At 67.9% G+C, this 13,871-nt stretch carries 14 protein-coding genes and 2 tRNA genes; 5 read left to right on the top strand and 11 right to left on the bottom strand.

All coding sequences use genetic code 11. From position 1 onward, the window contains the following. Nucleotides 1–5 precede the first annotated feature (5 nt). From ACSQ3Y_RS19515 to ACSQ3Y_RS19525, 3 genes are read left to right on the top strand one after another with little or no spacing between them, the layout of a single operon-like run. Entirely contained in the window at nt 6–1,622 is a 1,617-nt protein-coding gene (locus ACSQ3Y_RS19515; RefSeq protein ID WP_436178548.1) for an ABC transporter ATP-binding protein, read from the top strand. Further along, the gene (locus ACSQ3Y_RS19520) at nt 1,619–2,305 is read left to right on the top strand and encodes a cysteine hydrolase family protein (RefSeq protein WP_057203102.1); all 687 of its coding nucleotides are present in this window, start codon (nt 1,619–1,621) and stop codon (nt 2,303–2,305) included. The genes ACSQ3Y_RS19515 and ACSQ3Y_RS19520 overlap by 4 nt, the downstream gene beginning before the upstream one ends. 16 nt (nt 2,306–2,321) lie before the next feature. Then, entirely contained in the window at nt 2,322–3,068 is a 747-nt protein-coding gene (locus tag ACSQ3Y_RS19525; RefSeq protein ID WP_057203103.1) for a GntR family transcriptional regulator, read from the top strand. Between the two features lie 24 nt (nt 3,069–3,092). On the opposite strand, the gene ACSQ3Y_RS19530 is transcribed toward ACSQ3Y_RS19525, so the two are convergent. The 7 genes from ACSQ3Y_RS19530 to ACSQ3Y_RS19560 form a co-directional block, all read right to left on the bottom strand. After that, nucleotides 3,093–4,466, bottom strand: coding sequence for an MmgE/PrpD family protein (locus ACSQ3Y_RS19530; RefSeq protein ID WP_057203104.1), 1,374 nt, complete (start codon nt 4,464–4,466; stop codon nt 3,093–3,095). 102 nt (nt 4,467–4,568) lie between these two features. Beyond that, the gene (locus tag ACSQ3Y_RS19535; protein WP_436180141.1) at nt 4,569–5,549 is read right to left on the bottom strand and encodes a Bug family tripartite tricarboxylate transporter substrate binding protein; all 981 of its coding nucleotides are present in this window, start codon (nt 5,547–5,549) and stop codon (nt 4,569–4,571) included. Between the two features lie 177 nt (nt 5,550–5,726). Next, a complete protein-coding gene (locus ACSQ3Y_RS19540) occupies nt 5,727–6,392 on the bottom strand; it encodes a GntR family transcriptional regulator (RefSeq protein WP_007857476.1) in 666 nt (221 codons plus the stop codon). A 41-nt stretch (nt 6,393–6,433) separates the two neighbouring features. Next, nucleotides 6,434–7,411 (bottom strand): Bug family tripartite tricarboxylate transporter substrate binding protein, encoded by a 978-nt coding sequence (locus ACSQ3Y_RS19545; RefSeq protein WP_057203105.1) that lies wholly within the window; start codon nt 7,409–7,411, stop codon nt 6,434–6,436. A 31-nt stretch (nt 7,412–7,442) separates the two neighbouring features. Further along, a complete protein-coding gene (locus ACSQ3Y_RS19550; protein WP_082604222.1) occupies nt 7,443–8,438 on the bottom strand; it encodes a quinone oxidoreductase family protein in 996 nt (331 codons plus the stop codon). Between the two features lie 25 nt (nt 8,439–8,463). Beyond that, complete coding sequence (locus tag ACSQ3Y_RS19555; RefSeq protein WP_436178549.1) at nt 8,464–9,273, bottom strand: enoyl-CoA hydratase; 810 nt, start codon at nt 9,271–9,273, stop codon at nt 8,464–8,466. Further along, complete coding sequence (locus ACSQ3Y_RS19560; protein WP_436178550.1) at nt 9,273–10,463, bottom strand: CaiB/BaiF CoA transferase family protein; 1,191 nt, start codon at nt 10,461–10,463, stop codon at nt 9,273–9,275. Before ACSQ3Y_RS19560 ends, ACSQ3Y_RS19555 begins: the two co-directional genes overlap by 1 nt. Nucleotides 10,464–10,648: 185 nt before the next feature. Between ACSQ3Y_RS19560 and ACSQ3Y_RS19565 the strand changes: the two genes are divergently transcribed. Beyond that, nucleotides 10,649–11,509: an ABC transporter substrate-binding protein gene (locus ACSQ3Y_RS19565; protein ID WP_436178551.1), complete on the top strand. Its 861-nt coding sequence runs from the start codon at nt 10,649–10,651 to the stop codon at nt 11,507–11,509. Between the two features lie 32 nt (nt 11,510–11,541). After that, nucleotides 11,542–12,513 (top strand): MBL fold metallo-hydrolase, encoded by a 972-nt coding sequence (locus tag ACSQ3Y_RS19570; RefSeq protein ID WP_436178552.1) that lies wholly within the window; start codon nt 11,542–11,544, stop codon nt 12,511–12,513. 49 nt (nt 12,514–12,562) lie between these two features. Here the strand turns inward: ACSQ3Y_RS19570 and ACSQ3Y_RS19575 are convergent. The 4 genes from ACSQ3Y_RS19575 to fdx all read right to left on the bottom strand — a co-directional run bounded on the left by ACSQ3Y_RS19575 (nt 12,563) and on the right by fdx (nt 13,859). Beyond that, nucleotides 12,563–12,637 (bottom strand) — tRNA-Val (locus ACSQ3Y_RS19575). 54 nt (nt 12,638–12,691) lie between these two features. Continuing rightward, nucleotides 12,692–12,766, bottom strand: a tRNA-Val gene (locus ACSQ3Y_RS19580). Nucleotides 12,767–12,805: 39 nt separating this feature from the next. Then, nucleotides 12,806–13,519, bottom strand: coding sequence for a DNA polymerase III subunit epsilon (dnaQ, locus tag ACSQ3Y_RS19585; protein WP_436178553.1), 714 nt, complete (start codon nt 13,517–13,519; stop codon nt 12,806–12,808). A gap of 1 nt (nt 13,520) precedes the next feature. Beyond that, complete coding sequence (gene fdx, locus ACSQ3Y_RS19590; protein WP_057203111.1) at nt 13,521–13,859, bottom strand: ISC system 2Fe-2S type ferredoxin; 339 nt, start codon at nt 13,857–13,859, stop codon at nt 13,521–13,523. Nucleotides 13,860–13,871 lie beyond the last annotated feature (12 nt).

Below are 13,871 nucleotides of genomic sequence, written 5' to 3' on the forward strand. Positions count from 1 at the left end.
CTCCCATGTCCGAACAACCCATAGGCGCCCTGCCCACAGGCACCGGTGCATTGGCGCTGGAGACCTGGAACCTGACCAAGCGCTTTGGCAGCTTCACCGCCATGGACCGCGTGAGCATGCGCGTGGAACCCGGCAGCGTACACGCCCTGCTGGGCGAGAACGGCGCGGGCAAGAGCACCCTGGTCAAGTGCGTGGCGGGCTTCCAGAGGGCCGAGGAAGGCGCTATCCTGCTGGACGGGCGCGAGCAGGCCATCGCCAACCCCATCGTCGCACGCAGCCTGGGCATCGGCATGGTCTACCAGCACTTCACGCTGGCCCCGGGCATGACGGTGGCCGAGAACCTGCTGCTGGCCGGCGGCCAGACCCCGGCGGTGATCGATTGGCGCGCCAAGCGCGCCGAACTGCAGGCCTTTCTGGCCACCACGCCCTTCCAGCTGGACCTGGACGCACGCCCCTCGGAGCTGGCCGCCGGCGAAAAGCAGAAGCTTGAGTTGCTCAAGCAGCTGTACCTGCGCCCGCGCCTGTTGATCCTGGACGAACCCACCTCGGTGCTGACCCCGCAGGAGGCCGACGAGGTGCTGGGCCATGTGCGCGCCTTTGCCCGCAGCGGCCAGTGCAGCGTGGTCATCATCACCCACAAGTTCCGCGAGGTGATGGCCTATGCCGACGCGGTGACCGTGCTGCGCCGCGGCCAGGCCGTGCACCACGGCCGGGTGGCCGACACCGGCCCGCAGGCGCTGGCCCAGGCCATGATGGGAGACAGCGTCGCGCCGCCAGGCGCTCCCACGCAAAGGCAGGACGCTCCCGTACCAGGGGCGGCGTCGGCAGCGACTGAGCCCGTGCCGCCCGGCGAGGTGGCGCTGCAAGTGGAAGGCCTGCAGGCCCTGGGCGACCGTGGCACCCTCGCCGTGCATGGCCTCGCGCTGTCGGTGCGCAAGGGCGAGGTGCTGGGCGTGGCCGGCGTGTCAGGCAACGGCCAGCGCGAGCTGGTCGAGGCGCTGGTGGGCCAGCGCCCGCGCCTGGCCGGCCGGGTGCAGGTGCTGGGCCGGGACTACACGGCCACCCGCGCACAGAACCGTGAGCTCAAGGTGCGCAGCCTGCCCGAGGAGCCGCTGCGCAATGCCTGCGTGGGCGACCTGTCGGTGGCCGAGAACATGGCCCTGCGCGACTTCGACCAGCCGCCCCTGTCGCGGGGCGGCGTGCTGCGTTTTTCGGCCTGGCGCAGCCGTGCGCGCGAGTGGATCGCCGGCTACGGCGTCAAGACCCAGGGCGAGGGCGCCCCCATCCGCAGCCTGTCGGGCGGCAACGTACAGCGCGCGGTGCTGGCGCGCGAGCTGGCGGGCGAGATCAATGTGCTGATCGCCGCGAACCCGGTGTTCGGCCTGGACTTTGCGGCCGTGGCCGAGATCCACAGCCGCATCCTCGGCGTACGCGAGCGCGGCGGCGCCGTGCTGCTCATCAGCGAAGACCTGGACGAATTGCTGGAGCTGGCGGACCGCATCGTCGTCATGAGCGAAGGCCGCATCGTCCACGAAACACCGGCCGCCACCGCCGAGCGCCATGTGCTGGGCGCCTACATGGGCGGCGGGCACGATCACACACCCTACCAGGAAGCGGCATGAGCCTGACGACCATCCACGCCAACCCTTTCGCCTTTCGCTTCGCGCTGGCGCACACCGCGCTGGTGATCATCGACATGCAGCGCGACTTCATCGAGCCCGGCGGCTTTGGCGAGACGCTGGGCAACGATGTGTCCCTGCTCGAAGCCATCGTGCCGGCCTGCCAGGCTGTGCTGAGCGCCTGGCGCACTGCGGGCGGCCTGGTGGTGCACACGCGCGAATCGCACCGGCCCGACCTCTCCGACTGCCCGCCCGCCAAGCGCCTGCGCGGCAACCCGCAGCTGCGCATCGGCGACGCGGGGCCCATGGGCCGCATCCTGGTAGCGGGCGAGCCAGGCAACCAGATCATCCCCGCGCTGGCCCCGGTCGATGGCGAGATCGTGGTCGACAAGCCCGGCAAGGGCATGTTCTACGCCACGGGGCTGCACGAAACGCTGCAGGCGCGCGGCATCACCCACCTGGTCTTCATGGGCGTGACCACCGAGGTCTGCGTGCAGACCAGCATGCGCGAGGCGAATGACCGCGGGTATGATGGCCTGCTGCTCGAAGACTGCACCGAGAGCTATTTCCCCCATTTCAAGGCAGCTGCCATCGAGATGCTGCGCGCCCAGGGCGCCATCGTCGGGTGGACCGCGCCATCGGCCGCGCTGCTGTCGGCATTGGCCGACGCGGTACTGGCCCCGTAGTTGCTAAAGTCGCCTTGTGCAGACCCCCCGCCCCGCCTCCCCTCCTTCCAAGCCCAAGCCGGTGCGCAGCTCGCGCGCCGACGATGTGTACGCCCAGCTCAAGCGCGACGTGGGCGAGTTCAAGCTGGTGCCGGGCGACCGCTTCACCGAGAACGAGATCTGCGAACGCCTGGGCGTCTCGCGCACGCCCGTGCGCCAGGCCCTGGTGCGGCTGCAGCAGGAGGGGTACGTGGAGGTGCTGTTTCGCAGCGGCTGGCGCGTGCTGCCCTTCGACTTCGACCAGTTTGAGCAGCTCTACGACCTGCGCATGGTGCTGGAGACCACCGCCGTGCACCGCCTGTGCGACGAAGGCACAGGGGCGCTCAAGTCCATCCAGGTCGACCACCGGTTGCTCGACGAGCTCAACACCATCTGGCTCGTGCCGCCGGACCAGCGCAGCACCGACACCCTGCAGGTGGCGGCCTGGGACGAGGCCTTCCACTGCGCGCTGGTGCGCGCCGCCGGCAATGCCGAGATGACGCGCGTGCACCGCGACGTGACCGAGCGCATCCGCATCATCCGCCGGCTCGACTTCACGCAGCAGGCGCGCATCGATGCCACCTACGACGAACACGCCACCATCCTCAAGGCCATCCGCGCGCACCGCGGCGACCAGGCCGCCATGCTGCTGCGCGCCCACATCCAGACCAGCCAGGCCGAGGTGCGCAAGATCACGCTGCACCAGGTGCACATGGCGCGCAACGCCCCGCTCGCCGCAGGTTAGACGGGCCTGCGGCGTCCGCCCGGCCTATGCCGGCCGGGCGCTCTGCGCCAGCCCGCGCACATCCGCCAGATGGCCGAGCTGCCAGCACGAAGCGATCAACTGAACCGAGCGCTGCGCGCCGATGACGGCAGCGGCCAGCTCATTGAATTTGGCTTCGAGGTCACCATCGGTCATGGGCCGCTGCAGCGAGCCAATGGCATGGTCGACGCGCACATGCACGCGGCGGCCATCCCGCAGCACCGCCGTCACGTCCGCCGCAGCCTCGTCGATGGAGTCGTCCACGGTGGCCAGCACCTTGCGGCGCAGCGCCACCACGTCCTCACGGTTGACGATGGCGTCGTCGTACTCGCCCTCGCCGGCCTTGCCGAAGAGCAGCCCGGCCGCGCAGCCGTGGTACACGCTGAACTTGGCAGCCAGGCCGTCGGCCGGCTCCTTCTTGCCGGTGAGCTCCAGCACCAGCGAATGCACGCTCAGCTCGATGCGTTCAACGTCGGCTGCCCGCACGCCCTGGGCGCGCAACTGCACGCAGGCGTCGATGCTGGGGTGGATCACGATGCCGCAGGCAAACGGCTTGTAGGCGTTGAACGAGATCTCGAAGCGCTGGCCCAGTTCGTCGGTCACTTCCGACCAGGTGGCCTTGGGCGAGATCACCTGCACGAAGCCGCGCGGTGCCTCCAGCGCCCGCGCGCTGGCGGTGAAGCCCTGCTGCGCCAGCAGCGCCGACATCAGGCCCGCGCGCGCTGCGGCGCCTGGGTGGAACGGCTTGGTCATGGTGCCGAACTGCTCGCGCAGGCCCACGGGCTGGGAGGCGGCGATGCCCAGGGCCATCTGGGTCTGGCGCACGTCCAGCCCCAGCAGGCGGGCACAGGCCGCAGCGGCCCCCAGCATGCCGGTGGAGCCGGTGATGTGCCAGCCGCGGTCGTAGTGGTCCGGGTAGATGGTGTTGCCCACGCGGCAGGCCACATCGATGCCGAGCACCAGTGCGTCGATCAGCTGGCGGCCGCTGGCACCGGTGTGCTCTGCCAGCGCAAACGCCGCAGAAGCCACCGGGCCTGCCGGGTGGATGATGGTCTTGAGGTGCGTATCGTCGAAGTCGAAGGTGTGCGAGGTGATGCCGTTGACCAGCGCCGCGCTGGCGATGTCCACGCGCTCGCTGCGCCCGGCCACCGTGGCCTGGGGCGCGGGCTGCAGCACGGCGATGGCGGCCAGCGCCATGTCGGCGGTTTCGTGGCGCGCAGCACCGATGGCGCAGCCCAGCCAGTTCAGGAAGGTGCGGTGCGCTTCGTGTTCCACGGCGTCGCTCCAGCCGCGCGAGGGATGCTGCGCGACGTACTCGGCCAGGATGCGGGTGATGGGAGGGGCGTTGTGGTCGGCGGCGACCTGGGTATTGCGTGCCATGGTATGTGTGACTTGGGATTGGATGAAAAAACGGGGCCGGTGCGCCAGGCACTCAGCGGCATAAGCCGGGTTCCCGCAGGCAGTCGCAGTCGGAAGCGCTGCTCATGCGTCCAGCGAAATCTTGCGTTCCCTGGCCAGGGCCGTCCAGCGCGCCACGTCGTTGCGGATGTAGGCGGTGAACTCTGCGGATCCCATGGGCGATGGCTCCACGGCCTCGCCAGCCAGCTTGTCGAGCATTTCGGGGGCGCGCAGCACGGCGCCCAGGGTCTCGTTGAGCCGGGCGACGATGGCCGGGGGCAGGCCTGCGGGGCCGACCACGCCGTACCACTGCACGGCATCCAGGTTCTTCAAGCCCAGTTCCTCGAAGGTGGGAATGTCCTTGATCTGCTGCGCCCGCGCCAGCCCGGTGACGGCGATGGCCCGCACCCGGCCCGAGCGCAGGTGCGGCAGTGCGGCGGCCAGGCCCGGAAAGCAGGCCTGCGTCTGGCCACCGATCACGTCGGTGATGGCGGGCGCCACGCCGCGGTAGGGCACGTGGGTCAGCGGCGTGCCGAGCTGCTGGGTCAGCAGCTCCATGGTCAGGTGGGTGAGCGAGCCGGCACCTGCCGAGCCGTAGCTCACCTTGCCGCGGTTGTCCTTGAGGTAGTCGACGAAGCCCTTGAAGTCCTTCACCGGCAGGTTGGCAACCACGATCAGCACGTTCGGGGTGGCGCCGATCATGCCGATGGCCGTGAAGTCCTTGACCGGGTCGTACGGCAGCTTGCGCGTGGCAGGGCTGGTGCCGTGGGTGGCGACGTAGCCCTGCATCAGCGTGTAGCCGTCGGCGGGCGCGCGCGCCGTGTTCTGGCAGGCGATGACGCCGCCGCCACCGCCGACGTTCTCCACCACGAACTGCTGCCCGAGCGAGCGGCCCCAGCGCTCGGTGACGGTGCGGCCGATCAGGTCGCTGCCGCCACCGGCCGCCACGGGCACGATGTAGCGGATGGGCTTGTCCGGGTAGGCCTGTGCCCGCGCGGCCTGCCAGCCCAGCCCGGCCGGGACGATCAAGGCAGGGGCCGCCTGCAGAATGCGCCGTCGTTGCATGCTCATGTCTGTCTCCTGTGGTGGTTCTGCGTGGCGGCCTTGCAGGGCAGACTGCCATCGCGGGGAGGCTGTGCCCTCAGCCCGTGCGTCGCCGAGGTGCCCGAACAGGCAGCACCTTTTCTTTCCATCCACCAGAGGCCCTGGCACGCCGCGTGGCGCGCCAGGCACCTGGCTCCATCAGCTGTCTTCGAAGAAGGCCATCAGCCGCACGCGCCCCGCCTGCACATGGCGCTCGGCAGCGGCGCGGGCCCGCGCGGCGTTGTTGGCCGCGATGGCGTCGAAGATCGCGCGGTGCTCGACGTTGGAGCGCCGCATGTTGCCCGGCGCATTGAAGTAGCGGCGCCGCACCAGGTGCAACTCCTTGACATAGTCGTCATAGGCCTGCTGCGCACGCCGGTTGTTCGACAGCTGCATGATCAGCGCGTGGAACTGCAGGTTGAGCTCGTAGTAGACGGTGCCCTCCCCTGCCTCGCAGGCCTGGTCCATGCCCGCCAGCAGCGCCTCGCAGCGCTGGCGGTGTTCTTCGGTCATGTGGTCGCATGCGCGCTCGGCCGCATAGCCGAACACCAGGGCGCGCAGTTCGTACAGTTCCAGCGCTTCGCGCAGCGTGAGCTGGCGCACGTACACGCCTTTGTTCGGAACTGCGGTGACGATGCCCAGCCCGGCCAGCACCCGCACGGCTTCGCGGATGGGGCCGCGGCTGGTGCCCATGCGCAGGGCCAGCGCCGCCTCGTTGAGGCGGTCGCCCGGCTTGAACTCCCCCGTGTAGATCAGCTGCTTGAGCTGCTCCACGATGGAGTTCGAAAGGCCTGCGCCGCGGGGGACCGAAGGGGATGTCGTCATGGGGGTGGATCGTACCTGCGCCCGTTGCGGAGACCGTGCGCTCATTCGACCTTCACATTGGCGCTCTTGACCAGGCCGACCCAGAACTTGCCGTCCTCTTCGAGGAACCGGCCGAAGTCCGCCGGCGAGCCGGACAGGGACACTTCGGTCCCGTCGCGGGCGAGCGCAGCCTTGACCGACGGCTTCTGCATGGCCGCCACGGTGGCCGCGAACACCTTTTGCAGGATGGGCGCGGGCGTGTTGGCCGGCAGGAACATGCCGTACCAGAACTCGAGGTCGTAATCCGGCAACCCGGCTTCGCGCATGCCCGGCAACTGCGGCACGAGCGGCGAGCGCTCCCGAGTGCTCACCGCCAGAGCGCGCAGCTTGCCGCTGCTGGTCATGGGCAGCACCGACGGCGAGGTGCCGAACGTGACCTGGGTGTCGCCGGCCATGACGGACTGGATCGCCAGGCTGCCGCCCCGGTAGGGCACGTGGGTCATCTCGGTCTTCGTCACCTGGCTGAACAGCGCCGCACCCAGGTGCGGGGCCGAGCCATTGCCCGACGTGGAATAGTTGAGCTTGCCCGGGTCCTTCTGCGCCGCCTTGATCAGGTCCTGCACCGAATTGATGCCGGTGGCGGGATGGACCGCCAGCACCAGCGGCGAGGTCGTGATGCGGGTGACCGGCGCCAGATCTCGGGCGGTGTAGGTCAGCTTGGGATTGAGAGCCGGGTTGACGGAGATGCTGCTGGGGCTGGCAATGAGCAGGGTGTAGCCGTCGGGCGACGACTTGGCCACGATGTCCGCCGCGATGCTCGATCCATTGCCCGGCTTGTTGTCGATGACGACGGGCTGGCCAAGCTCCTTGGAGAAGGCGTCGCCCATCGCCCGGGCCACATAGTCGGCCGCGCCGCCGGGCGCAAAGCCCACCACCAGCCGGATCGGCTTGGTGGGGTAATTGGCCGGCGTGGACTGGCCGATGGCGCTGGTGGCGCAGGCCACGAGGGCCATCGCCAACAGCAGCTTGTTGTGGTTCATTGGTTTGTCTCCTGGTGTACCGTTGCGGGGGCTACGTGGGCATGCGCAGAACGATCTTTCCGGCATGCGCGCCCGCTTCCATGCGCGCCTTGGCCTGCGCCAGGTGGGCGAAGTCCACCACCTCGTCGATCCGGGGGCGGATGCGGCCGCTGGCGAACAAGGGCAGCACCTCGGCCACGAAGCGCGGAACCGCGGCGGATTTCTGTGCCTTGCTGCGCAGCTTGTTCGATACGCCGAAGACGGTCAGGCGCCTGGCATGCAGCGCGCCGAGGTCGATGTCCCCATGCACCACGCCATCCACGTAGCCCACGGTTGCCAACTTGCCCTCGAAGGCCAGGCAGCGGATGCTCTCCGCGAAGACCGTACCGCCCACCGTGTTGATGGCGAGGTTGACACCTTTGCCTGCGGTCGCTTCAAGCACCTGTCCAGAGAAATCCGGGGCCCGGGTGGGAATGCCCAGGTCGAGGCCGAGAGAAGCCAGAAGTTCGAGCTTTTCCCTGGAGCCGGAGGTACCGATGACCTGGGCCCCCAGCGCCTTGGCCAGCTGCAGCGAGGCGACGCCCACGCCGGACGACACGCCGTTGATCAGCACCCACTGGCCTGCTTCGAGCCCGCCCTGCAATACCAGCATGTCGTAGGAAACGAGAAAGGTCAGCGGAATGCTGCCCGCCTCCTCCCACGACAGGGCGGCCGGCACGTGCATCGCCTCGGCGGCATCGATCAGCGCGTACTCCGCGAAGGCCCCCGCACAGCGGCCCATGCTGCGGTCGCCGATGGCAAAGCCGGTGGTGCCTTCCCCCAGCGCTACCACCTCGCCCGAACATTCGCCGCCAATGGCCTTCCAGCTGCCGGGAGCGCCGTGCAGCCCATGGCCGGCAACGAACTCACCGCGGTTGAGCGATGCGGCACGCACACGCACCAGCAGTTGCTGCGCGCCCGGTGTGGGCACCGGCACGCTGCGCTGCTCCAGCAGCGATGAGTCGTCGTTTTGCTGCATCCAGTAGGACTGCATCTGTTTCGGGCCCATGGGTCGGTTCCTTGTGGTGAGGGATTCAGCGGCCGGTGAAGACCGGCTTGCGCTTTTCCATGAAGGCCGTGCGGCCCTCGGTGTAGTCGGCACTCTGAAAACACCCTTGGATCAGCGATGTGCACAGCGGCAGGTCGATGTCCGTCGAGGGCTTGAGGATCTCGCGCGTGATGGCCTTGCCGGCGGCAATCGTCAGCGGCGCGTTCTGGCCGATGGTGCCGGTGTATTCGGCCAGCAGCGCGGCCAGCGCTTCGACAGGGGCCGTGCGGGTGACCAAGCCCACGGCCTTGGCTTCGGCCGCGTCGATGCGGCGGGCGGTGAAGAACAGATCCTTGGCGACGCCCGGGCCCACGAGGTCGACCAGGTTCTTCAGGGCCGAGTAGCGGTAGCCCAGGCCCAGGCGGGCCGCCGGCACGGAGAACACCGCATCGTCGGCCGCAATGCGGATGTCGCAGCTGATGGCCACGTTCACGCCGCCACCGATGCAGTAGCCTCGAATGCTGGCCAGGGTGGGCTTGGGAAAGTCATGGATGGCCATGAGCGCCTCTTCGGCCATGGCCTCGTAGCGCGCCACGGCCTCGCGGGCCGCCCGCATGTCCTCGAACTGCGAAATGTCCGCCCCGGACACGAAGGCCTTGTCGCCCGCGCCCGAGAACACCACCAGGCGCACACGGTCGTCGCCCTGCGCTACGTTCAGCAGCCGGGGCACGGCCTCCCACATGTCGACGGACAGGGCGTTGTGCCGTGCCGGGTTGTTGAACTGAACGTGCAGCGCACTGCCGTCGAGCCAGGAAAGCACCCGCTCGGTGCCGGATTCATAGATGGGTTCGGACATCAGAAAACTCCCTGTTCCTTCATCTGGGCGATGTGCTCTGCCGAGAGCCCCAGTTCCTGCAGCACCTCCTCGGTGTGCTGGCCCCGGCGCGGCGCGGCGCGCACGATGGTGCTGGGGGTGCGCTCGAGCTGCACCGGTTGGCCCACCAGCCGCTGCGGCCCCAGGCGCTCGGACACCACCTCCTTGACCATGCCCAGGTGCTCGATCTGCGGCTCGGCAAACACCTCGCGCATGTCGCTGATCAGGCCGCAGGCCACGCCGCCCTCATTGAACTTCTCGACCCAGTGTGCGCGGTCCTGTGCTGCCAGGCGCAGGTTGATCTCGGCGTTGAGGGTGTCGCGGTTGACCGAGCGCGAGGGCTTGTCGTGGTAGCGCGGGTCCGCGATCCACTCCGGCGCACCGAGGATGTTGCAAAAGCGCTCCCAGATCTTGGAGCCGAAGACGGCGATGTTCATGTAGCCGTCGCGGGCCTTGTAGACCCCGGTGGGAATGCTGGTCGGGTGGAAGTTGCCGGCCTGCGTCGCCACCTCGCCATCGATGAGAAAGCGGGAAGTCTGGAAATCGAGCATGTAGACCATGGATTCGAGCAGCGAGGTGTGCAGCCACTGCCCCTTGCCCGACGCTCCGCGCTCGAGCAGCGCCACCAGAATGCCCTGGGCCGCAAAGATACCGGCGCACAGGTCGGCGATGGGGATGCCCACGCGGATTGGCCCTTCGCCGGGCAGGCCGGTCACCGACATCAGGCCGCCCATGCCCTGCGCGATCTGGTCGAACCCGGGGCGCTGCGCCAGCGGCCCCGTCTGGCCAAAACCCGAGATGCTGGCGTAGATGAGGCCGGGATGGTCTTGGGTCAGGCTGTCGTAGTCGATGCCCAGGCGGTACTTCACGTCCGGCCGGAAGTTCTCCACCACCACATCCGCAGTGGCGATCAGGCGCTTGAGCGTGGCGATGCCCTCCTCCTCCTTGAGGTTGAGGGTGATCGAGCGCTTGTTGCGGTGGGTGTACTGGTAGTCGGAGCCATCCTGGCCACCCAGGGTGTCGTCGCCGCGCATGTGCTCGGGCATCTGCACCTGCACGACGTCTGCACCCCAGTCGGCCAGTTGGCGGCAGGCGGTCGGCCCGGCGCGAACCTGGGTCAGGTCAATGACGCGAAAGCGCGATAGCGCAGCAGATGCGGGCAAATGGGGCATTGCAATTCCAGAACAAGAGGGTCAATTGTTTTCACCAAGCCGTTAAACTGTCAACACTTTTGATATTTTAGTTGACTTAGGGTTATCCATTGTTTTCCGTTTTCATGCCCGGCGACACAATCCGTCGGCCATGTGTGCGCCAACCCGGCGGCCCATCGCCATCCGACCAAAGAAGGAGCACTGCCTTGCCTCTGCCCAGCCCGCTCGCCCGTCTCCCGGTACCGCAAAGCCTTGCGCCGCTGCTGTTCGCAGCCCTGTTGGGGGGCTGCGCCACCCTGGCGCCCACCGGTTCGCCGTCCTCCCCGCCCCTGTCGGCGGAAGCCATCCGGGCACTGGCGCCGGACGGGACGCTGCGGGCGTCGATCAACCTCGGCAACCCGGTGCTGGCCTCGCGCGATGCGGCCACGGGTGCGCTCAAGGGCGTGTCGGTCGACCTGGCGCAGGAACTCGGCCGGCAGCTCGGCGTACCGGTGGAGCTCAAGGCCGTGGATGCGGCCGGCAAGTCGGTGGAGGTGGTGCGTGCGGGTGCGGCCGACGTCGGCTTCTTCGCCATCGACCCGGTGCGCGGTGAAGGCGTGTCGTTCACTGCGGCCTACGTGGTGATCGAGGGTGCCTACCTGGTGCGCGCCGGTTCGCCACTGACCGCCAACGCCCAGGTCGACCGGCCCGGGACCACAGTGGTGGTCGGCAAGGGCAGTGCCTACGACCTGTTCCTCACCCGCGAGATCAAGCAGGCCACACTGGTGCGGGCTCCGACCTCGCCCCAGGTGGTCGACGAATTCATCTCGCGCAAGCTCGACGTTGCGGCCGGTGTGCGCCAGCAGCTGGAGGCCGATGCGCAGCGCGTGCCCGGCGTGCGGCTGCTGCCCGGCCGCTTCATGGTGATCGAGCAGGCCATGGGTGTGCCGGCCAGCCGCCCACCGCTGGCGCGGGCCACGCTGCATGCCTTCGTGGAACGCATGAAGGCCAGCGGCTTTGTCGCCGCGGCGCTCAAGCGCCATGGCATCGAGGGCGCTGCCGTCGCCGACCCGGCGCCGCAGCGCTGACCCTTTCCCATCCCCACTTTCAAGGAGACCCCATGCGCCTGACATGTTATGCCGCCGCCCTCTTGCTGGCCACCACCCTTTCGGCCCAGGCCCAGACCGTGAAGGTGACGCCCTTGGGAGGCATCGAGGGTGAGCTGTGCCCGCAGGACCGGGCCCTGGTGTTCGAGGACCCCAACGGCACGCGCGTGCTGTACGACCCGGGCCGCACCGTGGCCGGTGCCAACGACCCGCGCCTCGGGAAGATCGACATCATCCTGGTGAGCCACATGCACGGCGACCACATCGGCAATGCGCACAACAAGGCACCCAATTCCGGGACCTGCGCCAGCCCCGACATGTCGGTCTCGGCCCTGCCCAACTCCAGCGCGGTGAACATCGCGCTGGCCAAGAAGTCCAAGATTGTGACCGGCAGCGAGATGCCGCCCTTCTTCGCGGCCAAGCTCAAGGCCAATGGCGGCGACCCGGCCAACTCGATGCTGGCTCGCTTCGGCGGCAGTGTCACGGTGGGGGGCGTGCGCATCGCCACGGTGACGGCCGTGCACAGCAACGGCGTGGACCCGGACTACATCGGCGGCCAGTTGGGCGATGCGATGAAGGCGGCCGGCATTGCCGGCGACGTCGGCCTGGCAACCGGCTATGTGCTGACCTTCAGCAACGGGCTGGTGGCCTACCTGTCGGGCGACACCGGCATCACCGCCGACCAGGAACGCGTGGTGCGCGACTACTACAAGGCCAAGCTGGCGGTGATGAACATCGGCGACGGTTTCAGCACCGGCCCTGCGGAGGCCGCCTACGTTATCAACGACCTGGTCAAGCCGGCATCCGTGATCGCGTCTCACGTCAACGAGGTCGGCACGGTGGATGGCGTGGTGCGGCCCGGCAGCAAGACCGAGGCCTTCATCAAGGCCTCGCGCGTCCCGGTCATCGTGCCGCTGTCTGGCCGAACCATGGAGTTCACGGCGGCCGGCAACTGCGCGACGGGCTGCGGCAAGACGAGTAACTGAACCGAAACGAAAAAGCCCTTGCAGACCGCAATCTGCAAGGGTTTCGAATTGGTGGGAGATGCAAGTTTCGAACTTGCGACCCCTGCAGTGTGAATGCAGTGCTCTACCCCTGAGCTAATCTCCCGCAGCGCCATCCTTCGTGCGAAGGATTTTGCCGTGGCCTGTCTGCGAGCGTGGGTGGTGGGAGATGCAAGTTTCGAACTTGCGACCCCTGCAGTGTGAATGCAGTGCTCTACCCCTGAGCTAATCTCCCTTTGTCGCTGCGACAAGCCTTCGATTATAGCCCAACTTTTCAGGCCGTCTGGAATTTTCGCCAGATTGTCTTGCCGCCGCTGGCCTTGTCGATCTGCGTGAGCACCTCGGCGTGCGATACCACCTCCTGCTCGCTGGCGGGCAGCACGGGCAGCACCAGGGCGCTCAGGTCGATGGCAGCCACGCTGATGCCGCCGGCGCTGTCGTCCGTGTCGTCGATGACCAGCAGCGCATCCTGCCCGCGCGTCATGTTGATGTACACGTCGGCCAGCAGCTCGGCATCGAGCAAGGCGCCGTGCAGCGTGCGGCCCGAGTTGTCGACCTCCAGCCGGTCGCACAGGGCATCCAGCGAGTTGCGCTTGCCGGGGAACATTTCCTTGGCCATGGCCAGGGTGTCGGTCACGCTGCCGACATAGGTCTTGAGCGGCGGGCGGCCCGTGAGCTCAAGCTCCTTGTTCAAAAAGCCCACGTCGAAGGCCGCGTTGTGGATGATGACCTCGGCGTCCTTCAGGTACTCGAGGATGTCGGGCGCCAGCTCGGCGAACTTGGGCTTGTCGCGCAGGAACTCGTTGCTGATGCCGTGGACCTTGAGCGCGTCCTCGTGGCTTTCGCGCCCCGGGTTGAAGTAGAAATGCAGGTTGTTGCCGGTGAGCTTGCGGTTGAACAGCTCCACGCAACCGAGTTCGATGATGCGGTCGCCACCTTCGGCCGAGAGGCCGGTGGTTTCGGTATCGAGAACGATCTGCCGTGTCATGTCAGTGATTCTCTTTAGCGTGGTTGATCGTGTACTTGGGGATTTCCACGGTCACATCGGTTTGCGCCAGGATGGCCTGGCAGGACAGGCGCGATTGGGGTTCCAGGCCCCAGGCGCGGTCCAGCAGGTCTTCCTCTTCTTCTTCGGCATCGTTGAGCGAGGACAGGCCCTGGCGCACGATGACGTGGCAGGTGGTGCAGGCGCAGCTCATGTCGCAGGCGTGCTCGATGTCGATGTGGTTGTCCAGCATGGCCTCGCAGATCGAGGTGCCGGCGGGCGCCGTGATTTCGGCGCCGGCAGGACAGTATTCCGGGTGGGGCAGGATTCGGATGACGGGCATGGCGGGCGTCTT

This window comes from Acidovorax sp. LjRoot66 (assembly GCF_964253305.1).
In the GTDB taxonomy this organism is placed as follows: Bacteria; Pseudomonadota; Gammaproteobacteria; order Burkholderiales; family Burkholderiaceae_C; genus Acidovorax.

Coding starts and splice junctions, on each gene's coding strand:
- ACSQ3Y_RS19515 (WP_436178548.1), top strand. CDS start 6: ATGTCCGAACAACCCATAGGCGCCCTGCCCACAGGCACCGGTGCATTG.
- ACSQ3Y_RS19520 (WP_057203102.1), top strand. CDS start 1,619: ATGAGCCTGACGACCATCCACGCCAACCCTTTCGCCTTTCGCTTCGCG.
- ACSQ3Y_RS19530 (WP_057203104.1), bottom strand. CDS start 4,466: ATGGCACGCAATACCCAGGTCGCCGCCGACCACAACGCCCCTCCCATC.
- ACSQ3Y_RS19535 (WP_436180141.1), bottom strand. CDS start 5,549: ATGCAACGACGGCGCATTCTGCAGGCGGCCCCTGCCTTGATCGTCCCG.
- ACSQ3Y_RS19540 (WP_007857476.1), bottom strand. CDS start 6,392: ATGACGACATCCCCTTCGGTCCCCCGCGGCGCAGGCCTTTCGAACTCC.
- ACSQ3Y_RS19545 (WP_057203105.1), bottom strand. CDS start 7,411: ATGAACCACAACAAGCTGCTGTTGGCGATGGCCCTCGTGGCCTGCGCC.
- ACSQ3Y_RS19550 (WP_082604222.1), bottom strand. CDS start 8,438: ATGGGCCCGAAACAGATGCAGTCCTACTGGATGCAGCAAAACGACGAC.
- ACSQ3Y_RS19555 (WP_436178549.1), bottom strand. CDS start 9,273: ATGTCCGAACCCATCTATGAATCCGGCACCGAGCGGGTGCTTTCCTGG.
- ACSQ3Y_RS19560 (WP_436178550.1), bottom strand. CDS start 10,463: ATGCCCCATTTGCCCGCATCTGCTGCGCTATCGCGCTTTCGCGTCATT.
- ACSQ3Y_RS19570 (WP_436178552.1), top strand. CDS start 11,542: ATGCGCCTGACATGTTATGCCGCCGCCCTCTTGCTGGCCACCACCCTT.
- dnaQ (WP_436178553.1), bottom strand. CDS start 13,519: ATGACACGGCAGATCGTTCTCGATACCGAAACCACCGGCCTCTCGGCC.
- fdx (WP_057203111.1), bottom strand. CDS start 13,859: ATGCCCGTCATCCGAATCCTGCCCCACCCGGAATACTGTCCTGCCGGC.